A 20,673-nucleotide genomic window follows, 5' to 3' on the forward strand; every position below is an offset into this window, starting at 1 on the left:
CTCATCCCGAACACAGAAGTTAAGCATATCAGCGGCGACAATAGCTGGACTGGCTCCAGTAAAGATAGCACGCTGCCAGGTAATCTGACTCATCATCTGATGGGTCTTTTTTTTACTTATAAGCAAATCGATCAAGGCGGTACAAAGCCTTTACGATTCTGATGATTCCTTTTTCTTATTAACAATTCCATCGAAAGAGTAATAGAGGCGCCTAAATAGGAGGAGCATGCCTTTACAATACGGTCGTTTCTCCTGTCAGAATCCCGCGTAGAATGTAGCACAGCTGTTTTGAGCCTTACTTGATTTTATGTTCAGGAATCCAGTGAGCCGCACTGCATGTCCTTCAAGTCTTACGAGCCAGCAATAAGGGATATAACGAAAATCGATGAGCGAAGCTGAGGTGTGTCGTTACCAGCAGCTGGGTCGTATTCTGCTATATTGTATAAGCTACAAAAGTAATAGAGGACAGCTGAAAAGCAGGATGTACAGCCTTTGTTAAAACAGTGAAAAAGTGATTGCGCATCTGCGTGTTTTCCGCTATGATGTATAGGCATGTATGTAAGGAGTTTTTATATGAAGAAATTAACATTTGTTCAAATCATATCGGTATCCATGATGCTTTTCGCAATCTTTTTTGGTGCCGGAAACATGATATTTCCTCCAGCTATGGGACAACTGGCTGGAACGAGCTTTATCAGCGCCCTTGCAGGCTTTATTCTGACCGATGCCGGTATTGCCATACTCGGAGTAACGGCTGTCGTACTGGCAGGATCTTCCATGAGTGATCTTGGAAATCTGGTCAGCCAAAGGTTTGCCTTGTTTCTGTCAGTTGGCGTATACCTGCTGATCGGTCCGCTGTTCGCATTGCCAAGAACCGGAAGTGTTTCCTTTGAGATAGCATTACTTCCTTATATAGGGAAACAAAACTCTATGCTGTGGTCCTTGCTGTTTACAGCGGCCTTCTTTGCGCTCACCTACTATCTCAGCAGTAACCCAAGAAGAATTGTAGATGTTGTTGGTAAATATTTGACGCCGGTTTTGTTAATCAGTATACTTGCTATCTTTATCGCCTCCTTTTTACAGGATACAAGCAATGGGGCATTCTCGTTTGGCACCATGATGGCACCGTCCCCTGCATATGCTGATATCCCGTTCTTTAAGGGCATGATCGAGGGCTATAACGCACTGGATGGTCCGGCAGGTCTGGCATTTGCAATTATTGTTATAACGGCAATTCGCGGTTACGGTATTACAGATAAAAAATCCATTGCACGTTATACGATTCTCTGCGGTCTGGGGGCGGCAGGCTTTCTGGCAGTTGTCTATTTCATGCTAACCTATGTCGGTGCCATTACGAATACACCCTTCACCAATGGCGGGGCACTTCTGCATGCAGTTACCAATCATCTGTTTGGCGGTATCGGTGGTATCATCCTGGGAATTGCTGTTTTGTTTGCCTGCCTTACAACCTCGATTGGTCTGACAACATCCTTTGCGGATTATTTTCAAACCATTCTGCCAAAGCGCTGGACCTATAAAAAAATCGCAGCTGCAGTCTGTTTGTTCAGCTTTGTGATTTCCAATATTGGCTTGAGTCAGCTCATCAGCGTATCGCTTCCGATTTTGATTATGATATATCCAGTAACTGTTGTACTGATGCTTCTGTCTTTTCTAAAGCAGCGTATCGGATCACGGCGTATGGTGTATGTCATGGCAATGCTGTTTACCTTTGCAGTATCCTTTGTTAACGGAATGGAAAGTGCAGGGGTTACGCTGGGGATCATCAGCGAATGGTTTGCAAGGCTGCCCTTTTATGAGCTGAGTATCGGCTGGATTCTGCCAGCGGTGATAGGGGCATTGATCGGACTTCTGCCATTGTGGCCAATGAATCAAAGAAGACCCCGGCCAACAAAAATTCAGGAATAAGAAAAGGAAGAACGTTCTTTGTGCATGATCGCTAAAACGTCTTCCTTTTTATGTGGTCGTTATGCTTATTGAGACTTGTTTCATTTACAGCTTGATCTAAAGCTTTAAAATTTCCTGCAGCGCACGGGCAACGCCATTGTCATATACAGAGGCCGTCACCATATTAGCGAAGGTTTTTACATAATCTGTGGCACTTCCCATGGCAACTCCCATGCCTGCCATCTCCAGCATCTTGATATCATTGGTACTATCGCCAAAGCAGATGCATTCCTCCCAGGAAATACCCTCCTTTTGCAGCACCTGATTGATTCCCACAAACTTATCGTTATTTGCATTGAATACATCGAAACAGAAATGATCCTGTGCAACCTCGATCAAATCGCTGCGCAGTAACGGATGCTTTGCGAGAAATTCCTCCAGAGAGCGCTGATCCTTTGTCATCAAAACTGCGTTATAGGCATTATGCCGTTTATGATAGGAGCGTTGTTCATCATAAAACAGATAATTCAAAACATGATGATCGCGGCAGAAATAATAAAACGGATAAAACTTATCATATATATAGGATGTATCACCGAAATGGAACATCAGCCCGTTTTCCTGCTGCTCACACCAGTCAACGATATCCTGTGTCGTCTGTCTGTCAAGCGGATTTTCAAACAGCAGACGCTGTTCCCGATCCAGAACATAGCCGCCGTTGATCATTACCATATAATCAAACTGTACGCGCTCCAGAATCAGGTTCATTTGATTCAGCGGACGTCCTGTTGCGGCACATACGATATAGCCCTGTTCCTTCAATGCTTGAATCGCCTGAAGACTGGACTCCTGAATGATGTCATTTTCTGTCTGATACAAGGTACCATCCATATCAAAAAACACGATTTTATAAGCCATATTTGAAACCTCTACTTTCCCTCTACGTCTATTCGTTCCCTATTATACTAGAATCTCTAATTTTTTACAAAGAAAAATAAAAAAAGGTGTTGACAAGCTATTCCAGTTGCTTTATGATTATTAGGCAAGTGGATTTTTGAGGTTCCCGTTCAGCGGGAACTACATTTACACTTCAAAATGACACACCCGGAAATGTGTGTTAGTGAAAGGAGGATATTATGCCAACAATTAACCAATTAATTCGTAAAGGTCGTGAACAGAGCGTGAAGCTTTCTAAGTCACCAGCTCTGAATAGAGGATATAACTCAATCAAGAAACGTCCTACAAACTTAAGTGCACCTCAGAAACGTGGAGTTTGTACTCGTGTCGGAACAATGACACCAAAGAAACCAAACTCAGCGCTGCGTAAATATGCCCGTGTTCGTCTGAGCAACGGTATGGAGGTTACTGCCTACATTCCTGGTATTGGACACAACCTGCAGGAGCATAGTGTTGTAATGATCCGTGGAGGACGTGTTAAGGATCTTCCAGGTGTTCGTTACCACATCATCCGTGGTACACTGGACTGCGCCGGAGTAGCGAACCGTAACCAGAGCCGTTCTCTGTACGGAGCTAAAAAACCAAAAGAAGCTAAGAAATAATCAATTGTGAAAGGAGGAAATTCGAATGCCTAGAAAAGGACATGTAGCAAAACGTGATGTATTAGTAGATCCAATTTACAACTCCAAGCTGGTTACTCGTTTAATCAACAAGATCATGATTGATGGTAAAAGAGGGGTTGCACAGAAGATTCTGTACAATGCGTTCGATATTATTGAAGTAAAAACAAATGAAAAACCAATGGAAGTTTTCGAGAAAGCTCTGGAAAACGTAATGCCATTACTGGAACTTAAGGTTCGCCGTGTTGGTGGTTCTAACTACCAGGTCCCGGTGGAAGTATCCGCTGAAAGACGTTTGACACTTGGTCTGCGTTGGATCGTAAACTATGCTCGTTTAAGAAACGAGAAAACGATGGAGCAGAGACTTGCTGCTGAAATCATGGATGCAGCAAACGGAAGTGGTGCATCTGTCAAGAAACGTGAGGACACTCACAAGATGGCAGAAGCAAACAAAGCATTTGCTCATTACCGCTGGTAAGAAAGGAGATCCATTATGCCACGTCAGTATTCATTAGAAAACACACGTAACATTGGTATCATGGCTCATATCGATGCTGGTAAAACAACAACTACAGAACGTATTCTGTATTATACAGGTGTTAACCACAAAATCGGAGAAACTCACGATGGAGCTTCTACGATGGACTGGATGGCACAGGAGCAGGAACGTGGTATCACCATCACCTCTGCAGCAACTACTGCAGCATGGAAGGGTACCCGTATCAACATTATCGATACTCCAGGCCACGTTGACTTCACGGTTGAGGTTGAACGTTCCCTGCGTGTACTTGATGGTGCCGTAACGGTACTGGATGCAAAAGCCGGTGTAGAGCCTCAGACAGAAACTGTTTGGCGTCAGGCTACTACATATGGTGTTCCTCGTATCGTATTCTGTAACAAAATGGATGCAACAGGAGCTGACTTCCTGATGTCCTGTAAAACGATCGTAGATCGTCTGGGTGCTAAATCCTGCCCGATTCAGCTGCCAATCGGTGCGGAATCCACTTTCACTGGTATCGTAGATATCATTGAAAGAAAATCTGAAATCTATACCAATGACTTAGGTACAGATATTCAGGAGGGTGACGTTCCGGAAGATCTGAAGGATCTGTGCGAGGAATATCGTTCCAAGCTGATTGATTACCTTGCTGATTATGATGAAGACTTCATGATGCAAGTACTGGAAGGCGAAGAGCCAAGCATCGAAGACATCAAGCGCGTTCTGCGTATTGCAGTTTGTGCTGGTGATTTCTTCCCGGTATTATGCGGTTCCGCATATAAGAACAAGGGTGTTCAGATGGTTCTGGATGCTGTTGTTGAATATCTGCCTTCTCCACTGGATGTTCCTGCAATCAAGGGAACGCTGGAGGACGGAAGCGAATCCGAGCGTCATTCCAGCGATGAAGAACCATTTGCTGCATTGGCATTCAAAATCGCAACAGACCCATTTGTTGGAAAGCTTTCCTTCTTCCGTGTGTACTCCGGTACAGCCAAAGCAGGAAGCTACGTTCTGAACTCCACTAAGGGAAAAAGAGAGCGTTTCGGACGTATCGTTCAGATGCATGCCAACGCTCGTAAGGAAATCGATCAGGTATATGCAGGAGATATCGCTGCTGCCGTAGGTCTGAAGGTTACAACAACCGGAGACAGCTTATGTGCAGAGGATTCTCCAATCATTCTGGAATCCATGGAATTCCCGGAACCAGTTATCGAACTGTCTCTGGAACCGAAGACCAAGGCTGACCAGGATAAGATGGGTCTTGCTCTTGCAAAGCTTGCAGAAGAGGATCCTACCTTCAAAACCTATACAGACCAGGAAACAGGTCAGACAATCATCGCCGGTGTTGGTGAGCTTCACCTGGACATCATCGTTGACCGTCTGCGCCGTGAATTCAAGGTAGAAGCAAATGTTGGACAGCCAATGGTTGCTTACCGTGAAACCATCCGCGGTACTGCTGATTGTGAAGGTAAATATATCAAACAGTCCGGTGGACGTGGACAGTATGGTCATGTATGGATCAAATTCGAGCCTCAGGAAGAGGGAAAAGGATTTGAATTCGTGGACGCTACTGTCGGAGGAAGCGTACCTCGTGAATACATCAAGCCTACAGAAGAAGGTTTAAGAGATGCACTGGCAAACGGTATTGTGGCCGGATATCAGGTAATCGATATCAAAGCAACGCTGTTTGACGGTTCTTACCACGATGTCGATTCCAGTGAGATGGCGTACAAAATCGCGGCTAGTATGGCTTTAAAGGCTGCTGCCAAGAAATGTAACCCGGTTATTCTGGAGCCAATCATGATGGTTGAGGTAACTGCACCAAATGAATATCTTGGATCCGTTATGGGTGACGTAAGCTCCCGTCGTGGTGCAATCGTTGACCAGGAAGAGAGAGGAAACGCGATTATCGTTAAGGCTCACATTCCGCTGTCAGAGATGTTCGGTTACGTTACAGACCTGCGTTCCTTCACTCAGGGACGTGGAAATTACTCTATGAAATTCGACCATTATGCCGAAGTACCGAAGAGTATTGCAGAAAAAATCATTAAAAACAATAGTTCTGAAAATTAACTGTTGCTTTTATAAAAACTTTGAATTAGAATATACTTGGAAACTAATAAATTAGGAGGAAAATTAAAATGGCAAAAGAAAAATTTGACCGTTCCAAAACACATGTTAACATTGGAACTATCGGACACGTTGACCACGGTAAAACTACGTTAACTGCTGCTATTACAAACGTTCTTGCAAAAGACGGTATGGCACAGGCACAGGCTTATGACCAGATCGATGGTGCACCTGAAGAAAAAGAACGTGGAATCACAATCAACACTGCACACGTTGAATATCAGACTGACAAGCGTCACTATGCACACGTTGACTGCCCAGGTCACGCTGACTACGTTAAGAACATGATTACTGGTGCTGCACAGATGGATGGTGCTATCCTGGTTGTTGCTGCATCTGATGGTCCTATGCCTCAGACTCGTGAGCACATCCTGCTTGCTCGTCAGGTAGGTGTTCCTTACATCGTTGTATTCCTGAACAAATGTGACATGGTTGATGACGAAGAACTGATCGACCTTGTTGAAATGGAAGTACGTGAGCTGTTAAGCGAGTACGGATTCGACGGAGACAATGCTCCAGTTATCCGTGGTTCTGCTCTGAAGGCTCTGGAAGGCGATGACAAATACGTTGGCGCTATCAAAGAGCTGATGGATGCTGTTGATGAATTCATTCCAGATCCAACTCGTGAAACTGACAAACCATTCCTGATGTCTGTAGAAGACGTTATGACAATCACAGGACGTGGAACAGTTGCTACCGGACGTGTTGAGCGTGGTGTAGTGAAACTGGGAGAAGAAGTTGAAATCGTTGGTATCAAGGATACTCAGAAAACTGTTGTTACTGGACTGGAAATGTTCCGTAAGCAGCTGGACTTCGCAGAATCCGGAGATAACATCGGTGCTCTGCTGCGTGGTATCAACCGTGACCAGATCCAGCGTGGACAGGTTCTTGCTAAACCAGGATCCGTACACCCACACACAAAATTCAAGGCTCAGGTTTATGTATTAACAAAAGAAGAGGGTGGACGTCACACTCCATTCGTATCTAACTACCGTCCTCAGTTCTACTTCCGTACAACTGACGTAACTGGTGTTATTACATTACCAGAAGGAACTGAAATGGTTATGCCTGGTGATAACGTTGAAATGAACGTTGAGCTGATTGCTCCAATCGCTATCGAAAACAATACAAAGTTCTCTATCCGTGAGGGTGGACGTACTGTAGGTTCCGGTAACGTTACAGAAATCATCGAGTAATTTATAAAAAACACGGAAAAGAGCACGAATGTGCTCTTTTTTCTGTATGTTGTACTTTTTTGTAGTATAATACAGGTAATGACAGAAGGGAGTGGGCGGTATGAACAGAAAAATGCTGGCACCCATCGTAATTGGAGCCATCATCGCATGCTATATGATGATTTGGATCAGCTCTCTGTTTTTTCTGGATGCACCAAAGATTATCATAATCCTGTTTGGTGTTCCTATGCTGGCACTGCTTTTTCTGTGGATACATGTTGTCAAGGAACGACTTGACGAGATAAGGAGTGGAGAAGAAGATGATCTTAGTAAATACTGATTACATTACCGGAAAAACACTGAATATGCTGGGGCTTGTAAAGGGAAGTACAATTCAGACAAAGAATATCGGTAAGGATATTTCGCAGGGCTTTAAGACACTGGTTGGTGGTGAGCTGAAGGCATACAATGAAATGATGAATGAGGCACGTGCACTGGCAACGAAGCGTATGGTGGAGGAAGCAGAGGCCCTTGGTGCCGATGCTATTGTGAATATTCGCTATGCGTCCAGTGCAATCATGGGGGGAGCCGCAGAGGTCATTGCCTATGGTACAGCGGTAACCTTTCTGTAAAAGCAGCTTGTCTGCTTTTTTCTTTTCTTTTTTACACGATGCGTGTATAATGATACTGTCATGACAGGGGTGCCGTAAGGCTGAGACAGTCCCTTATGACCTGATCTAGTTAATGCTAGCGTAGGGAGTCATATCTATCTTGAGTATTAGATTGGTTCACTTACGCCTCACAGAGGTGTTTTTTTAATGGAAAGGAGAAACATAGGATGAAGCGTTTTAAAAGATTCGGCATGCCGCTTCTCACACTGCTTCTGGTGCTGGCGGTATGGGAAGGCTGTGTTCATGTATTTGATATCGATTTGTATATCCTGCCGGCGCCCTCAAAAATTATACAGGCGCTGTTTGTAAATCGTGATGTACTATGGATGCATTCGCTGGTTACGCTGCAGGAGGCTGTCATCGGCTTATTGATTGCCACACTGCTCGCGATCGTTATCGCTATCGGCATGGATCTTTCCCAGCTGTTTAAGCACAGCATATTTCCCCATCTGGTTGTCACACAGACCGTACCGGTCATGGTGCTGGGACCGCTGTTTTCCATATGGCTGGGCTTTGGTATGGCGCCGAAGATTCTAATGGTCATCTTCATGTGCTTTTTTCCGGTGGCAATCGCCTTCTGTGATGCGCTGGGGAAAGTAGATGAGCATCAGATCAGTTTGCTGAAAAGCTTCGGAGCGAAGAAATGGCAGATATATGCATATGTGAAAATACCGGCAGCCTCCACTGCATTGTTTTCCGGCTTGAAGGTAGCTGCGACCTACTGTATCGGCGGAGCTATCGTTGGAGAGTGGCTGAGCGCTTCCGCAGGCCTTGGGTATTACATGATTCGAGTGAAAAACGGCTATATGCTGGATAAGGTGTTTGCCTGTGTAGTCGTTGTGATTGTCCTGAGTCTTCTGCTGCACGGGGCGGTGGTGTTGCTGGAGGCGGTACTGTTTCCATATGCAAGAAAGAAAAGAGGGAAAACGACATGAAGAAATTAGGCTGTATGCTGATGGCCATGCTGATGGCTGTTGCGGTGAGCGGATGCTCTGATAATAAGGAAGCATCAAAAGATAAGGAAACGACTAAGAAGGTTACGCTGATTCTGGATTATCTTCCGAATACCAACCATACCGGCTTTTATGTGGCGAAGGATAAGGGGTATTTTAAGGAAGAAGGCTTGGATGTGGATATCATAGAGCCGGGAGATGATGCGACAAGCGCTACGCTGGTTGCGGCAAACAAGGGGGAATTTGGTGTCAGCTATCAGGAGGATGTCACCTATGCGCGAACAGCAGAGGTGCCGCTGCCCATTCGGGCGATTGCAGCCATCATCCAGCATAATACAAGCGGCTTTGTATCCCTGAAAAAGGAAAACATCAAGTCTCCCAAGGATTTTGAGGGTAAGGTCTATGCCGGATGGCAGGCACCGAGCGAGGAGGCAGTCATCAAAGCGGTGATGAAGGCCGCAAAGGCGGATTTCTCCAAGCTGACGATGGTTGGCGCTGATGGAAGCGGCTTTGCAGCATTAGGTAAAAACGTTGATATCCAGTGGGAATTTGAAGGCTGGGCGGTAACCAAGGGAAGAATGGAGGGCTATGACCTGAATTACATACCATTACGCGATCTGGATGAGCGCCTGGATTATTATACGCCTGTCATTATCAGCAGTGAACGGATGATAAAGGAAGACCCAAAAACGGTTCAGAAATTTATGAATGCTGTAAAGAAGGGGTATACGTATGCAATCGAGCATCCGGAGGAGTCAGCTGAAATATTAAGCAACTATGCGCCGGATTATGATTTGAAGTTTCTCAAGGAAAGTCAGAAGTATCTGAGCAGCGAATATGCGAAGGATGCAAAGAGCTGGGGTGTTATGAAGGATTCCGTCTGGGATAACTATACAGCCTTCATGTATGAAAACAAGCTGATTACGGAAAGCATCAAGGCCAGCGAACAATATACGAATGAATTTGTGAAATAATGCAGATGCACAGGAGGTCATCATGAAATTACGAGTTGAGGATATGGCGATTTCTTTTGATAACAGGAGGATACTGGAGCATGTCGGCTTTCATGTGGAAGAAGGGGAATTTACAGCGCTGATTGGTCCAAGTGGCTGTGGAAAATCCACGCTTCTGAATATTCTGGCAGGTCTTTTGCACTGTGAAGAAGGAATCTTTTATGTAGATGATGTGCAGGTGACAGGGGTATCCTCCCACTTTGCCTATATGCCGCAGGATGATCTTCTTCTGCCTTGGAAGAATATTTTGGACAATGTGTGTCTGTATGGGAAGCTTCACGGGCATATAAACGAGGCCAGAGAAAAAGCATTGCAGGAATTTGAGACCTTTGGTTTAAAGGGGTATGAGCGCGCATACCCGTTTGAACTGTCCGGCGGTATGCGCCAGCGGGCTGCATTTTTGCGGACAGCACTTTGCAGTGCGGATATCCTATTGCTGGATGAACCCTTTGGTGCTCTGGATGTCATCACCCGCAATGATATGCAGGACTGGCTGCTGAAGCTGAGAAGCGAGCTGAACAGAACCATGCTGCTGGTAACCCATGATATTGAGGAGGCTCTGTATCTGGCGGACCGCATTCTTATACTGCAGGGCTCGCCGGCTTCCATTTGCCGGGAAATTTCTTTAAAGGACTGTAAAAAAAGTCGGGAGTGGCTGTATGAGCAGGGGCAGCTGAAGAAGGAAATTTATCAGCTTCTAAAGGAGGGCGCTCATGATCATTGATGCGCATATGCATATGGATACTGCATTGACACCTAAAATTTTGAGACAGCAGGGCATCACCTGCATTGCCAATGCAGCAACGCCGAAGGAATACGAGGAGCTGAAGAAGCTTCAAAGTGATAATCCTGCGATATGGATCAGTGCCGGTATCCATCCATGGAAGGTGGAGCAGGTTAGCTGGGAAGAGATGCTGCCGTTTCTGAAGGAGACGAGGATCCTAGGAGAAATCGGTCTGGATAGTGTCTGGTGTAAGACGGATAAAGCCTTGCAATACGCTGTGTTTGAGCAGCAGCTCTCATTTGCACAGGAGCATAGACTGCCGGTTATTCTGCATCTGAAGGGGATGGAGAAAGAAGCGCTGGAGCTTTTGCGTCGTTATGAGAACCGCTATCTGGTGCATTGGTATTCCTGTGGAAGCTGGTTGCAGGAGTATATTGATATGGGCTGCTGGTTTACCATAGGTCCTTCGCTGCCGTTCGATGAAACGGTTCAGCAAGTGGCTGCCGCAGTTCCTTTAAAACGTCTGCTTGTGGAAACGGATGGGATTTCCGCCTGTACGTGGTGTGAACAGCGTGAGGTTTTGCCGGATGAGCATGGAGCGATATTGAAGCGCAGCATGGCTCAAATATCAGAAATGCGGAATATTCCGTATCATCAGCTCGAGCAGCAGATGCAGAAAAACTGTGAAGCCTTCCTGCAGAACACATTGCTTTACATGTAGAAACTTCTATTGATTTAGAAGTTTTTTTACATGTTTTTTACCAGGAAAACGATGAAAACGCTATCATAAACAGTATATTTCGAGGAGTGTGGAGGTTCTGAAAAATTTATGAAAAAAACTAAAAAAAGCCGTAATTAACGCTTGTAATCAATATTTGGATGTGTTAGAATATTATCACGACCGCAAGGACATGCGAGGTTGCCGACCCACTGAGAAACGTTGTCATGGACGGCGAGGTCGGGGAATTCGCATCGAGCGAGTCTATAGTCCATATAGGCGAAAGGAGATATATTCATGGCAAAAAATAGCGTAAGAATTCGCTTAAAAGCTTATGAGCACAGAATCTTGGATGCTTCCGCAGAAAAGATCGTGCAGGCAGCACAAGCTCACGGTGCTAAAAAAATTGTTGGACCAGTACCTCTTCCAACTGAAAAGCAGGTAGTAACAATCCTGCGTGCGGTACACAAATACAAAGATTCTCGCGAGCAGTTCGAGATCAGAACTCACAAACGTTTAATTGAGATTGTCGGACCTACAGCAGAAACAATCGACTCACTGAGTCGTCTGGAACTGCCTAGTGGTGTTGACATCGAAATTAAGCTGTAATGGAGGTGACATCATGAAAGGTATTCTAGGACGTAAACTTGGGATGACACAGGTCTTCACAGAAGATGGAACACTGATTCCTGTAACTGTAGTAGAGGCTTGTCCAAATGTTGTATTACAGAAGAAAACAGTGGAAAACGACGGATACGAAGCTGTACAGTTAGGTTTTGAGGATGTTAAAGAAGCACGCAGTACGAAGGGCGAAGCCGGACATGCTGCAAAAGCAAATACTGCTCCAAAAAGATTCGTTAAGGAAGTTCGCGATAGCGAATTTGCTGAGCTGGAGCTGGGTGCTGAGGTAAACGTAGGAATCTTCAGTGCCGGAGAAACAGTAGATGTAATCGGTACATCAAAGGGTAAGGGATTCAATGGTACGATCGTTCGTAACAATGCGAAAATCGGTCCTAAGAGCCATGGTTCCGGACACCACAGACACATCGGTTCACTGGCTACCAACGGTATTACCTCACGTCAGGGTAAAATTATCAAGGGAACCATCATGGCCGGTCAGGAAGGTGGTTACAGAACTACGAACCAGAACCTGACAGTGATTAAGGTTGATGTTGAAAACAATTACTTATTGATCAAAGGAAACGTGCCTGGACCAAAACGTGGAATGGTTATGGTACGCACTGCTAAATGTTCCAAGGGAAACACAGAACCTGTAACATTAGTAGATTACACGAAAGAGGAGGAATAAAAGATGCCTAAGATGGTCGTATTAAGCCAAACTGGTAAAGAGCTGAATGAAATCACTCTTGCAGATACAGTATTTGGCATCGAGCCAAATCAGCAATGTATCTTCGATGCTGTCATTATGCAGAGAGCATCCATGCGTCAGGGTACTCACGATACCAAAAACCGTACAGAAGTACGCGGTGGCGGACGTAAGCCTTGGCGTCAGAAGGGAACTGGACGTGCTCGTCAGGGTTCCATTCGTGCTACACAGTGGAGAGGCGGCGGAATCGTATTCGGTCCGACTCCTAGAAACTATGGCTACAAGCTAAACAAAAAAGTTCGTCGTCTGGCTCTGAAATCAGCTCTGTCTGAAAAGGTGCTGGAAAACGCAATGAGCGTTGTAGATAAATTTGAACTGGAAGCGCCAAAAACAAAAGCTTTCAATCAGATTATCGCTGATATCAACGCACCTAAGAAAACCTTATTCGTAGTATCTGAAGGTGAAGATTTTGAAAACGCATTCCTGAGCATGAGAAACATCCCTACTATGATGATGCTTACTGCTGATGGATTAAATGTTTACGATATCGTAAATGCTAACAAAATCGTCTTTACAGAAGCTGCTGTGAAAGATGTTGAGGAGGCACTTGCATAATGGAAAACTACAAGGATATCATCATCCGTCCAATCATCACTGAAAAAACGATGAGATACATGGACGCAGATAACAAAGTAACGTTTGAAGTTAAAAAGGGAACCAACAAAACACAGGTAAAACAGGCCGTGGAAGCAATCTTCGGTGTCGATGTTGAGAAAGTGAACATCGTAAATGTAAAACCTAAAACCAAGAGAATGGGAAAATATGTTGGTACTACAAAGAATGTCCGTAAAGCCTATGTGAAAATCAAGGAAGGTCAGGACATCAACTTATTCGGCGAAGAGGCTGAATAAGTTCAGGAAGAAGCACGCTATTTCCTGACTAAATATTGCGTAAGGAGGAAATTGACACTATGCCAATTAAGAAGTATAAGCCGACCACTCCAGGTCGTCGTGGTATGACAAGTCTGTCTTATGAAGAAATCACTACAGACAAGCCTGAAAAAAGTCTGCTGGAGCCGTTAAAAAGCAAAGGTGGACGTAACAACAACGGACGTATCACAACCCGTCATCAGGGTGGTGGACACAAGAGAGCTTACCGTGTTATCGATTTTAAGAGAAACAAAGACGGTGTTCCTGCTCGTGTGGCTACGATTGAATACGATCCAAACCGTTCCGCTAACATCGCTCTGCTGAACTATGCAGATGGTGAAAAGCGTTACATCATTGCTCCTAAGGGATTAACTGTTGGAATGACAGTCGTTTCCGGTGAAGGTGCCGACATCAAGGTTGGTAACGCAATGGAGCTGAAAGATATCCCAGAAGGTACTTTCATTCACAATATTGAATTAAAGCCAGGTAAGGGTGGCCAGATGGCTCGTTCCGCTGGAACATCTGCTCAGATCCTTGGTATTGAAGAAAAATACACAACGGTTCGTTTGGCTTCTGGTGAAGTTCGTAGAATTCTGTCTAATTGCCGTGCTACAATCGGTCAGGTTGGTAACGAAGACCACAGTCTGGTAAACTACGGTAAAGCCGGACGTATGAGATGGAAGGGTGTTCGCCCGACTGTTCGTGGTTCCGTTATGAACCCTAATGATCACCCTCATGGTGGTGGTGAAGGACGTACTCCAGTAGGACGTAAATCTCCAATGACACCTTGGGGCAAAAAAGCTATGGGTGTGAAAACACGTAAAGCGAAAAAAGCGTCAACGAAACTGATCGTTCGTCGTCGTAATGGCAAATAGGCAAAGGAGGAAATGAAAAATGAGTCGTAGTCTTAAAAAAGGCCCGTTCTGTGATGACCACTTAATGAAAAAAGTGGATGAGCTGAACAAAGCCGGTAAAAAACAAGTTATTAAAACCTGGTCACGTCGTTCAACTATATTCCCTCAGTTTGTGGAACATACATTTGCCGTTTACAACGGTAAGGAACACCTGCCTGTTTACGTTACAGAAGACATGGTAGGACACAAGCTTGGTGAATTCGTGCCAACCCGTAAATACGGTGGTCACGGCGATAATGACAAGAAAGCTAAAAGATAAGGAGGAAACGTTATAATGGAAGTAAAAGCAACAGCGAAAACATTACGTATCCCACCTAGAAAAGCTCGTATTGTTATCGATTTAATTCGTGGGAAAGACGCTGCTGAAGCAGCTGCAATCTTAAAGTTCACACCGAACGTTGCAGCAGAAGCAGTTGGTAAGGTATTGAAATCTGCAGTATCCAATGCAGTGAATAACCATGATATGGATGAAGAAAAGCTGTACGTAAAGGCATGCTATGCAAACGAGGGTGTAACTCTGAAACGTTTCATGCCACGTGCAAAAGGATCTGCTAGTGCGATCCACAAACGCACCAGCCACATTACTGTTGTGGTTGACGAGCGTGATTAAGGAGGTAGCTCATGGGACAGAAAGTTAGTCCGATCGGATTACGTGTCGGTGTCATCCGTGACTGGGAGTCCAGATGGTACGCTGACAAGGATTATGCCGATTTATTATTAGAAGATGTAAAGATTCGTGAATTCCTGTTCGCTGAGTGCAAGAATGCATCAGTGTCCAGAGTTGAAATCGAACGTTCTAAAAACCGTGTGGAAATCATGATCCGTACCGCTCGTCCAGGTGTGATCATCGGGACAAACGGTGAAAACGTTGAAATGCTGAAGAAAAAAGTTGAGAAGCTGACTGGTGGAAAGAACATCTACCTGAAGGTTCTGGAAATTGCAAACCCTGATTTGGACGCAAAACTGGTTGCCCGCAGCATCGCGGATCAGCTGGAACAGCGTGCTTCCTTCCGTACTGCACAGAAGAAAGCAATCCAGAGAACAATGCGTGCCGGTGCAAAAGGTATCAAGACTGCTGTATCCGGTCGTTTGGGCGGAGCTGATATGGCTCGTACCGAAGGCTACAGCGAAGGTGTTGTACCTCTGCACACACTGCGTGCAGATATCGATTACGCTTGGGAAGAAGCATCTACGACTTACGGTCGTTTAGGTGTAAAGGTTTGGATTTGCCGTGGTGAAGTTCTGCCAGGACAGATGGTTCAGGAACCGGAAGCTCCGAAGAACAACATGAACGACAGACGCCGCAATCGCCGTGGTAATCGTGGTGGAAACAGAAACAACAGCCAGAGAAACAATAACAACAGAAACTCTGCTGGTGGAAATGCTCCTAGAAAAGCGGAAGGAGGAAAATAATTTATGTTAATGCCTAAGAGAACTAAATATAGAAGACCTCACCGTTTAAGCTACGAGGGACGTGCAAAAGCCGGTCGTGAAGTATCTTTTGGTGAATATGGTCTAATGGCTGACACTGGTGCTTACGTCAGCAACCGTCAGATCGAGGCCGCTCGTATTGCCATGACTCGTTACATGAAGCGTGGTGGTAAGGTTTGGATCCGTATCTTCCCTCACATGGCAAGAACGAAAAAACCTCTTGAAGTACGTATGGGTTCTGGTAAGGGTGCTCCTGAAGGATGGGTAGCAGTTGTAAAACCGGGCCGTGTTATGTTTGAAATCGCTGGTGTACCTGAAGAAGTAGCACGTGAGGCATTCCGTCTTGCTGCTCACAAGCTGCCGGTGAAGACAAAATTTGTTGTTAGAAAAGGAGAGAAGTAATTATGACAGCGAAAGAGATCAGAGAAAAAAGCAACACTGAATTATTACAAGAGATCGAAACGCTTAAAGATGAACTTTTTAATCTTCGTTTCCAACAAGCTACAGGTCAGTTGACAAACACTGCACGTTTAAAGACAGTGAAAAAGACAATTGCCCGTATCAAAACTGTGATGACTGAGCGCGAGCTTGGTAGTCAGGATTAAGGAGGATCACTAAGTTATGGAAAGATCTAACCGTAAAGTATATCGCGGGACTGTAGTTTCCGACAAGATGGATAAGACAATTACCGTTATTGTTGAAACAAAGAAAACACACCCGTTATACGGAAAACGTGTAAAATATTCTAAGAAATTCAAAGCGCATGACGAAAACAATGAAGCTAGAATGGGAGATAAGGTAGAAATCATGGAAACACGTCCATTATCTGCTACCAAGAGATTCCGTCTGGTGAAAATCGTCGAAAAAGCTGTACAGCTGTAATCAGGAGGTAGACATTCATGATCCAGAATGAAAGTAGATTACGCGTCGCTGACAACACGGGAGCCAAGGAAGTTCTGGTTATCCGTTGCTTAGGCGGAAGCGTTCGTAAGTTTTCAAACATCGGGGATATCGTTGTCTGTGCTGTAAAGCAGGCTGCTCCTGGTGGAACTGTAAAAAAGGGTGACGTAGTCAAGGGTGTAATCGTACGTACAAAACGTGGAGTACGCCGTGACAACGGAACATACATCAAATTTGATGACAATGCTGTTGTCCTGATTAAGGACGACAAAACACCGCGTGGAACTCGTATTTTCGGACCTGTTGCACGTGAGCTGCGTGACAAAGACTTCATGAAAATTGTGTCTTTGGCACCAGAAGTACTGTAAGGAGGTGTCTTTGTGAAAATCAAAAAAGGTGATAAGGTTCAGGTTATTACAGGTGCTTACAAGGGCACGATCGGTGAAGTAACCAAAGTCTTCCCAAAAGAAGACAAAGTGATTGTGGAAGGCGTTAACCTGGTGAAGAAACATCTGAAACCTACACAGGCGAATCCAGATGGAGGAATCATCGAGAAGGAAGCTCCAATCCATGTATCAAACGTTATGGCTTACGATTCCAAAGCGAAGAAGGCAAGCCGTGTCGGTTATGAAACAAAGACTGACAAAAAAGGTAACACAGAAAAGGTACGCGTCTACAAAAAAACCGGCGCTGAAGTTAAGTAGGGAGGCTAAAGGATGAATCGCCTAGAACAGAAATATAAAGAGGTCGTAACACCAAGCCTGATGAAGAAATTCAACTACAAATCAGTCATGGAAGTACCTCACGTAGATAAAATCGTTATCAATATGGGTATCGGTGAAGCTATTTCAAACCCAAAAGTGCTGGATGAAGCAGTTGCTGAGCTGGCACAGATCACTGGACAGGCTCCGGTAATCACAAAAGCTAAGAAGTCTATCGCAAACTTCAAACTTCGTGAAGGAATGCCGATCGGATGTAAGGTTACTCTGAGAAAAGAAAAAATGTATGATTTCATGGATAAGCTGATGAACATCTCTTTGCCACGTGTACGTGACTTCCGCGGTGTCAGTGCCACTTCCTTTGACGGTCGTGGAAACTACACGCTGGGTGTAAAGGAACAGCTGATCTTCCCGGAAATCGATTACGATAAGATCAACAAGGTTCGTGGTATGGATATCGTCATCGTTACGACAGCAAACACGAACGAAGAAGCAAAGGCACTGCTGGAAGAAATGGGCATGCCTTTCAAGAAATAGGAGGACTTAGACGTATATGGCAAAAAAAGCAATGGTTAACAAATCAAAACGTCCTCAGAAGTACAAAGTGCGCGAGTACACTAGATGTGAGCGTTGTGGACGTCCTCACTCAGTTTTACGTAAATACAAACTCTGCCGTATTTGCTTCCGTGAGCTGGCTTACAAAGGTCAGATCCCGGGTGTGAAAAAGGCAAGTTGGTAGTCAGATAGGAGGAATACAGTCATGATTATGACAGATCCGATTGCAGATATGCTTACTAGAGTTCGTAACGCGCTTCAGGCTCGTCACGAAACAGTGGAAATTCCTGCAAACAAAGAAAAAGTTGAAATCGCTAAGATTTTAAAGAATGAAGGATTCATCACAGACTACACAGTAGATGGTGATGTTAAGAAAACCATCACAGTTACTCTGAAATATGGTCCTAACAACGAAAAAGTAATCAATGGGCTGAAGAGAATCTCTAAACCAGGTTTACGTGTTTACGCAAAGGTGGATTCCATTCCTCGCGTAATGAACGGTCTGGGTATTGCGATCATCTCTACATCTCACGGTGTGATAACAGATAAAGAAGCAAAAGCTAAACATGTTGGCGGTGAAGTCATCGCTTACGTTTGGTAAGAGCTTAACGGAGGTAAGAAAATGTCACGTATCGGTAATAAAGCGATTACCATTCCTGCCGGCGTTGAAGTAACCATCGCTGCCGGGAATGAGGTGACTGTTAAAGGCTCCAAGGGAACTTTAACTCGTCAGTTTAACCCTGCTTTGGGAATCAAGGTAGAAGAAAATGTATTGACAGTAACTCGTCCTAACGACGAAAAGCATGTAAAACAGCTGCATGGTACAACGCGTGCACTGCTGGCTAACATGGTGGAAGGTGTGTCTGAAGGCTTTACAAAGGAGCTGGAACTGGTAGGTATCGGTTTCCGTGCTGCTGTAAGCGGAAGCAAACTGACCTTAAACGTTGGGTATTCCCACCCGGTTGAGTTCGCTGTAGAAGACGGTCTGAAGGTAGAATGCTCTTCTGCTACGGATATCAAAGTATCAGGAATTGACAAACAACGCGTTGGTGAATTCGCTGCAAACATTCGTGCTGTGAGAAAACCAGAACCTTACAAAGGAAAAGGTATTCGCTATAAAGGTGAATATGTTCGTCGTAAGGAAGGTAAAACAGCAGGTAAGAAATAGTGGGAAAGGAGAAATTGAACAATGCTTAAGAAAGTTTCTAGAAATGACGAGCGAGTACGCCGTCACGTGCGTGTTCGTACCAAAATCAGCGGTACTCCTGAATGTCCCCGCCTGAACGTTTTCCGTTCAAACAGCAACATTCACGCGCAGATCATTGATGATGTTAACGGTGTGACCCTGGCATCTGCAAGTAGTGTAGAATTAAAGTTAGAAAACGGTGGAAATGTTGAAGCCGCTAAAACTGTAGGAACAGAAATTGCAAAACGTGCAATTGAAAAGAACATCACAGGTGTTGTATTTGACCGTGGTGGATATGTTTACACAGGGCGTGTAAAGGCATTGGCCGAAGCAGCAAGAGTTGCTGGCTTGAAATTTTAGGAGGTTATGCGAATGGAACGTAGACCAAGAAGAAATCGCGATGCTGAAAAAGAATTTGAAGAACGCGTAGTTACCATTAACCGTGTAACAAAAGTAGTCAAGGGTGGACGTCGTTTCCGCTTTGCAGCTCTGGTTGTTATCGGTGACAAGAAGGGCCGCGTCGGCTTTGGTACAGGTAAAGCCAACGAAGTACCTGATGCAATTAAGAAAGCAATCGAAGATGCTAAGAAGAATGTCTTCACAGTACCTGTTGTAGGAACTACAATTCCTCATGCAATCACTGGAAGATACGGAGCTGGAGAAGTATTCCTGCGTCCTGCTTCTGAAGGTACCGGAGTTATCGCCGGTGGTCCTGTTCGTGCAGTCCTGGAGCTGGCTGGTATCAACGATATCCTTTCCAAGTGTCTGGGAAGCCGTACACCAATCAACATGGTTCGTGCTACGATCTCTGCCCTGAAAGATCTGAAAACGATCGAGGAAGTTGCTCGTCTCCGTGGTAAAAAACCAGAAGAAATTCGCGGTTAATAGGAGGATTAGAACATGAAATTACATGAAATGAAATATACTGAAGGAGCTAGACAGAAAAGCTACCGTGTTGGTCGCGGTCATGGCTCTGGAAATGGTAAAACAGCAGGAAAGGGTCACAAAGGACAGAAAGCAAGATCTGGCGGAGGCGTTCGTTTAGGTTTTGAAGGTGGTCAGACACCACTTGCTAGACGTTTACCAAAACGTGGATTTACAAACTTCAATCGCAAGGAATATGCTATCGTAAACGTTGCATCCCTGAACGGGTTTGAGGACGGTACGGAAGTAACTCCGGAACTGCTGATTGAATGTGGATTAGTAAAGAAAGAACTGGATGGTATTAAAATCCTGGGCGAAGGTGAATTGGAGAAGAAGCTGAGCGTTAAAGCAAACAAATTCTCTAAATCAGCAATCGCTACCATTGAGCAGGCAGGCGGAAAAGCAGAGGTTATCTAATCATGT

32 protein-coding genes and 1 riboswitch are annotated in these 20,673 nt (G+C 44.8%); of the genes, 31 read left to right on the plus strand and 1 reads right to left on the minus strand.

Annotation, left to right across the window (positions count from 1 at the left end; genetic code table 11):
- The first annotated feature begins 573 nt into the window (after positions 1 to 573).
- On the plus strand, positions 574 to 1,926 hold the full coding sequence (gene brnQ, locus NE665_RS18045) for a branched-chain amino acid transport system II carrier protein (protein ID WP_117443692.1): 1,353 nt from the start codon (positions 574 to 576) through the stop codon (positions 1,924 to 1,926).
- Positions 1,927 to 2,022: 96 nt separating this feature from the next.
- Here the strand turns inward: brnQ and NE665_RS18050 are convergent, their stop codons facing one another.
- A complete protein-coding gene (locus tag NE665_RS18050; RefSeq protein ID WP_117443693.1) occupies positions 2,023 to 2,823 on the minus strand; it encodes an HAD family hydrolase in 801 nt (266 codons plus the stop codon).
- 218 nt (positions 2,824 to 3,041) lie between these two features.
- Here NE665_RS18050 and rpsL point away from each other — a divergent pair, with 218 nt between their 5' ends.
- From rpsL to rplO, 30 genes are all read left to right on the plus strand, one after another.
- Positions 3,042 to 3,464 (plus strand): 30S ribosomal protein S12, encoded by a 423-nt coding sequence (gene rpsL / locus NE665_RS18055; RefSeq protein ID WP_009273525.1) that lies wholly within the window; start codon positions 3,042 to 3,044, stop codon positions 3,462 to 3,464.
- A gap of 25 nt (positions 3,465 to 3,489) precedes the next feature.
- Entirely contained in the window at positions 3,490 to 3,960 is a 471-nt protein-coding gene (rpsG, locus tag NE665_RS18060; protein ID WP_117443694.1) for a 30S ribosomal protein S7, read from the plus strand.
- 15 nt (positions 3,961 to 3,975) lie between these two features.
- Complete coding sequence (gene fusA, locus NE665_RS18065) at positions 3,976 to 6,054, plus strand: elongation factor G (RefSeq protein WP_117443695.1); 2,079 nt, start codon at positions 3,976 to 3,978, stop codon at positions 6,052 to 6,054.
- 68 nt (positions 6,055 to 6,122) lie between these two features.
- Complete coding sequence (gene tuf, locus NE665_RS18070; protein WP_002607408.1) at positions 6,123 to 7,307, plus strand: elongation factor Tu; 1,185 nt, start codon at positions 6,123 to 6,125, stop codon at positions 7,305 to 7,307.
- Between the two features lie 100 nt (positions 7,308 to 7,407).
- Positions 7,408 to 7,626, plus strand: coding sequence for a hypothetical protein (locus tag NE665_RS18075; RefSeq protein WP_117443696.1), 219 nt, complete (start codon positions 7,408 to 7,410; stop codon positions 7,624 to 7,626).
- The gene (locus NE665_RS18080; RefSeq protein WP_009587352.1) at positions 7,607 to 7,918 is read left to right on the plus strand and encodes a YbjQ family protein; all 312 of its coding nucleotides are present in this window, start codon (positions 7,607 to 7,609) and stop codon (positions 7,916 to 7,918) included. Before NE665_RS18075 ends, NE665_RS18080 begins: the two co-directional genes overlap by 20 nt.
- Positions 7,919 to 7,973: 55 nt before the next feature.
- Positions 7,974 to 8,062, plus strand: a riboswitch (TPP riboswitch).
- Positions 8,063 to 8,124: 62 nt separating this feature from the next.
- Positions 8,125 to 8,892, plus strand: coding sequence for an ABC transporter permease (locus NE665_RS18085; protein ID WP_117443697.1), 768 nt, complete (start codon positions 8,125 to 8,127; stop codon positions 8,890 to 8,892).
- Positions 8,889 to 9,884: an ABC transporter substrate-binding protein gene (locus tag NE665_RS18090; protein ID WP_117443698.1), complete on the plus strand. Its 996-nt coding sequence runs from the start codon at positions 8,889 to 8,891 to the stop codon at positions 9,882 to 9,884. The genes NE665_RS18085 and NE665_RS18090 overlap by 4 nt, the downstream gene beginning before the upstream one ends.
- 22 nt (positions 9,885 to 9,906) lie before the next feature.
- A complete protein-coding gene (locus NE665_RS18095; protein WP_117443699.1) occupies positions 9,907 to 10,647 on the plus strand; it encodes an ABC transporter ATP-binding protein in 741 nt (246 codons plus the stop codon).
- On the plus strand, positions 10,637 to 11,368 hold the full coding sequence (locus tag NE665_RS18100) for a TatD family hydrolase (protein WP_117443700.1): 732 nt from the start codon (positions 10,637 to 10,639) through the stop codon (positions 11,366 to 11,368). The genes NE665_RS18095 and NE665_RS18100 overlap by 11 nt, the downstream gene beginning before the upstream one ends.
- A 294-nt stretch (positions 11,369 to 11,662) precedes the next feature.
- Positions 11,663 to 11,974 (plus strand): 30S ribosomal protein S10, encoded by a 312-nt coding sequence (gene rpsJ / locus NE665_RS18105; RefSeq protein ID WP_002607415.1) that lies wholly within the window; start codon positions 11,663 to 11,665, stop codon positions 11,972 to 11,974.
- A gap of 10 nt (positions 11,975 to 11,984) precedes the next feature.
- Complete coding sequence (rplC, locus tag NE665_RS18110) at positions 11,985 to 12,674, plus strand: 50S ribosomal protein L3 (RefSeq protein ID WP_347285932.1); 690 nt, start codon at positions 11,985 to 11,987, stop codon at positions 12,672 to 12,674.
- Positions 12,675 to 12,677: 3 nt separating this feature from the next.
- Positions 12,678 to 13,307, plus strand: a complete 630-nt coding sequence (gene rplD / locus NE665_RS18115; RefSeq protein ID WP_008818595.1) for a 50S ribosomal protein L4 — start codon at positions 12,678 to 12,680, stop codon at positions 13,305 to 13,307.
- Positions 13,307 to 13,603: a 50S ribosomal protein L23 gene (rplW, locus tag NE665_RS18120; protein WP_002607418.1), complete on the plus strand. Its 297-nt coding sequence runs from the start codon at positions 13,307 to 13,309 to the stop codon at positions 13,601 to 13,603. The genes rplD and rplW overlap by 1 nt, the downstream gene beginning before the upstream one ends.
- A gap of 59 nt (positions 13,604 to 13,662) precedes the next feature.
- Positions 13,663 to 14,496, plus strand: coding sequence for a 50S ribosomal protein L2 (gene rplB / locus NE665_RS18125; RefSeq protein WP_002607419.1), 834 nt, complete (start codon positions 13,663 to 13,665; stop codon positions 14,494 to 14,496).
- A 19-nt stretch (positions 14,497 to 14,515) separates the two neighbouring features.
- On the plus strand, positions 14,516 to 14,794 hold the full coding sequence (rpsS, locus tag NE665_RS18130) for a 30S ribosomal protein S19 (RefSeq protein ID WP_002607420.1): 279 nt from the start codon (positions 14,516 to 14,518) through the stop codon (positions 14,792 to 14,794).
- Positions 14,795 to 14,809: 15 nt separating this feature from the next.
- Positions 14,810 to 15,145: a 50S ribosomal protein L22 gene (rplV, locus tag NE665_RS18135; RefSeq protein ID WP_117443702.1), complete on the plus strand. Its 336-nt coding sequence runs from the start codon at positions 14,810 to 14,812 to the stop codon at positions 15,143 to 15,145.
- Between the two features lie 11 nt (positions 15,146 to 15,156).
- Positions 15,157 to 15,948, plus strand: coding sequence for a 30S ribosomal protein S3 (gene rpsC / locus NE665_RS18140; RefSeq protein WP_002607422.1), 792 nt, complete (start codon positions 15,157 to 15,159; stop codon positions 15,946 to 15,948).
- Positions 15,949 to 15,951: 3 nt separating this feature from the next.
- The gene (gene rplP / locus NE665_RS18145) at positions 15,952 to 16,368 is read left to right on the plus strand and encodes a 50S ribosomal protein L16 (protein WP_002607423.1); all 417 of its coding nucleotides are present in this window, start codon (positions 15,952 to 15,954) and stop codon (positions 16,366 to 16,368) included.
- 2 nt (positions 16,369 to 16,370) lie between these two features.
- Positions 16,371 to 16,571, plus strand: coding sequence for a 50S ribosomal protein L29 (rpmC, locus tag NE665_RS18150; RefSeq protein WP_009273536.1), 201 nt, complete (start codon positions 16,371 to 16,373; stop codon positions 16,569 to 16,571).
- A gap of 16 nt (positions 16,572 to 16,587) precedes the next feature.
- Positions 16,588 to 16,848 carry a 30S ribosomal protein S17 gene (gene rpsQ / locus NE665_RS18155; RefSeq protein ID WP_002607425.1) on the plus strand — a complete coding sequence of 87 codons (261 nt, stop codon included), beginning with the start codon at positions 16,588 to 16,590 and terminating at the stop codon, positions 16,846 to 16,848.
- Positions 16,849 to 16,865: 17 nt separating this feature from the next.
- Positions 16,866 to 17,234: a 50S ribosomal protein L14 gene (gene rplN, locus NE665_RS18160; protein WP_117443703.1), complete on the plus strand. Its 369-nt coding sequence runs from the start codon at positions 16,866 to 16,868 to the stop codon at positions 17,232 to 17,234.
- 12 nt (positions 17,235 to 17,246) lie between these two features.
- Complete coding sequence (rplX, locus tag NE665_RS18165) at positions 17,247 to 17,570, plus strand: 50S ribosomal protein L24 (protein WP_002607427.1); 324 nt, start codon at positions 17,247 to 17,249, stop codon at positions 17,568 to 17,570.
- 12 nt (positions 17,571 to 17,582) lie between these two features.
- Positions 17,583 to 18,122, plus strand: coding sequence for a 50S ribosomal protein L5 (rplE, locus tag NE665_RS18170; RefSeq protein ID WP_002607428.1), 540 nt, complete (start codon positions 17,583 to 17,585; stop codon positions 18,120 to 18,122).
- 16 nt (positions 18,123 to 18,138) lie between these two features.
- Positions 18,139 to 18,324, plus strand: a complete 186-nt coding sequence (locus tag NE665_RS18175; protein WP_002607429.1) for a type Z 30S ribosomal protein S14 — start codon at positions 18,139 to 18,141, stop codon at positions 18,322 to 18,324.
- 21 nt (positions 18,325 to 18,345) lie between these two features.
- Entirely contained in the window at positions 18,346 to 18,741 is a 396-nt protein-coding gene (gene rpsH, locus NE665_RS18180) for a 30S ribosomal protein S8 (protein ID WP_002607430.1), read from the plus strand.
- Between the two features lie 21 nt (positions 18,742 to 18,762).
- Positions 18,763 to 19,308, plus strand: coding sequence for a 50S ribosomal protein L6 (rplF, locus tag NE665_RS18185; protein ID WP_002607431.1), 546 nt, complete (start codon positions 18,763 to 18,765; stop codon positions 19,306 to 19,308).
- Between the two features lie 21 nt (positions 19,309 to 19,329).
- Positions 19,330 to 19,686 (plus strand): 50S ribosomal protein L18, encoded by a 357-nt coding sequence (gene rplR, locus NE665_RS18190; protein WP_117443704.1) that lies wholly within the window; start codon positions 19,330 to 19,332, stop codon positions 19,684 to 19,686.
- A 6-nt stretch (positions 19,687 to 19,692) separates the two neighbouring features.
- Positions 19,693 to 20,211 carry a 30S ribosomal protein S5 gene (gene rpsE / locus NE665_RS18195; protein WP_065530650.1) on the plus strand — a complete coding sequence of 173 codons (519 nt, stop codon included), beginning with the start codon at positions 19,693 to 19,695 and terminating at the stop codon, positions 20,209 to 20,211.
- A gap of 15 nt (positions 20,212 to 20,226) precedes the next feature.
- Positions 20,227 to 20,667: a 50S ribosomal protein L15 gene (gene rplO / locus NE665_RS18200; RefSeq protein ID WP_002607434.1), complete on the plus strand. Its 441-nt coding sequence runs from the start codon at positions 20,227 to 20,229 to the stop codon at positions 20,665 to 20,667.
- Positions 20,668 to 20,673 lie beyond the last annotated feature (6 nt).

This window comes from Clostridium sp. DFI.1.208 (assembly GCF_024463855.1).
Taxonomy (GTDB): domain Bacteria; phylum Bacillota_I; class Bacilli_A; order Erysipelotrichales; family Erysipelotrichaceae; genus Clostridium_AQ.

Bases quoted from the DNA above. Each gene is read 5' to 3' on its own strand.
- brnQ (WP_117443692.1), top strand. From the start codon at position 574: ATGAAGAAATTAACATTTGTTCAAATCATATCGGTATCCATGATGCTT.
- NE665_RS18050 (WP_117443693.1), bottom strand. From the start codon at position 2,823: ATGGCTTATAAAATCGTGTTTTTTGATATGGATGGTACCTTGTATCAG.
- rpsL (WP_009273525.1), top strand. From the start codon at position 3,042: ATGCCAACAATTAACCAATTAATTCGTAAAGGTCGTGAACAGAGCGTG.
- rpsG (WP_117443694.1), top strand. From the start codon at position 3,490: ATGCCTAGAAAAGGACATGTAGCAAAACGTGATGTATTAGTAGATCCA.
- fusA (WP_117443695.1), top strand. From the start codon at position 3,976: ATGCCACGTCAGTATTCATTAGAAAACACACGTAACATTGGTATCATG.
- tuf (WP_002607408.1), top strand. From the start codon at position 6,123: ATGGCAAAAGAAAAATTTGACCGTTCCAAAACACATGTTAACATTGGA.
- NE665_RS18075 (WP_117443696.1), top strand. From the start codon at position 7,408: ATGAACAGAAAAATGCTGGCACCCATCGTAATTGGAGCCATCATCGCA.
- NE665_RS18080 (WP_009587352.1), top strand. From the start codon at position 7,607: ATGATCTTAGTAAATACTGATTACATTACCGGAAAAACACTGAATATG.
- NE665_RS18085 (WP_117443697.1), top strand. From the start codon at position 8,125: ATGAAGCGTTTTAAAAGATTCGGCATGCCGCTTCTCACACTGCTTCTG.
- NE665_RS18090 (WP_117443698.1), top strand. From the start codon at position 8,889: ATGAAGAAATTAGGCTGTATGCTGATGGCCATGCTGATGGCTGTTGCG.
- NE665_RS18095 (WP_117443699.1), top strand. From the start codon at position 9,907: ATGAAATTACGAGTTGAGGATATGGCGATTTCTTTTGATAACAGGAGG.
- NE665_RS18100 (WP_117443700.1), top strand. From the start codon at position 10,637: ATGATCATTGATGCGCATATGCATATGGATACTGCATTGACACCTAAA.
- rpsJ (WP_002607415.1), top strand. From the start codon at position 11,663: ATGGCAAAAAATAGCGTAAGAATTCGCTTAAAAGCTTATGAGCACAGA.
- rplD (WP_008818595.1), top strand. From the start codon at position 12,678: ATGCCTAAGATGGTCGTATTAAGCCAAACTGGTAAAGAGCTGAATGAA.
- rplW (WP_002607418.1), top strand. From the start codon at position 13,307: ATGGAAAACTACAAGGATATCATCATCCGTCCAATCATCACTGAAAAA.
- rplB (WP_002607419.1), top strand. From the start codon at position 13,663: ATGCCAATTAAGAAGTATAAGCCGACCACTCCAGGTCGTCGTGGTATG.
- rpsS (WP_002607420.1), top strand. From the start codon at position 14,516: ATGAGTCGTAGTCTTAAAAAAGGCCCGTTCTGTGATGACCACTTAATG.
- rplV (WP_117443702.1), top strand. From the start codon at position 14,810: ATGGAAGTAAAAGCAACAGCGAAAACATTACGTATCCCACCTAGAAAA.
- rpsC (WP_002607422.1), top strand. From the start codon at position 15,157: ATGGGACAGAAAGTTAGTCCGATCGGATTACGTGTCGGTGTCATCCGT.
- rplP (WP_002607423.1), top strand. From the start codon at position 15,952: ATGTTAATGCCTAAGAGAACTAAATATAGAAGACCTCACCGTTTAAGC.
- rpmC (WP_009273536.1), top strand. From the start codon at position 16,371: ATGACAGCGAAAGAGATCAGAGAAAAAAGCAACACTGAATTATTACAA.
- rpsQ (WP_002607425.1), top strand. From the start codon at position 16,588: ATGGAAAGATCTAACCGTAAAGTATATCGCGGGACTGTAGTTTCCGAC.
- rplN (WP_117443703.1), top strand. From the start codon at position 16,866: ATGATCCAGAATGAAAGTAGATTACGCGTCGCTGACAACACGGGAGCC.
- rplE (WP_002607428.1), top strand. From the start codon at position 17,583: ATGAATCGCCTAGAACAGAAATATAAAGAGGTCGTAACACCAAGCCTG.
- NE665_RS18175 (WP_002607429.1), top strand. From the start codon at position 18,139: ATGGCAAAAAAAGCAATGGTTAACAAATCAAAACGTCCTCAGAAGTAC.
- rpsH (WP_002607430.1), top strand. From the start codon at position 18,346: ATGATTATGACAGATCCGATTGCAGATATGCTTACTAGAGTTCGTAAC.
- rplF (WP_002607431.1), top strand. From the start codon at position 18,763: ATGTCACGTATCGGTAATAAAGCGATTACCATTCCTGCCGGCGTTGAA.
- rplR (WP_117443704.1), top strand. From the start codon at position 19,330: ATGCTTAAGAAAGTTTCTAGAAATGACGAGCGAGTACGCCGTCACGTG.
- rpsE (WP_065530650.1), top strand. From the start codon at position 19,693: ATGCGAATGGAACGTAGACCAAGAAGAAATCGCGATGCTGAAAAAGAA.
- rplO (WP_002607434.1), top strand. From the start codon at position 20,227: ATGAAATTACATGAAATGAAATATACTGAAGGAGCTAGACAGAAAAGC.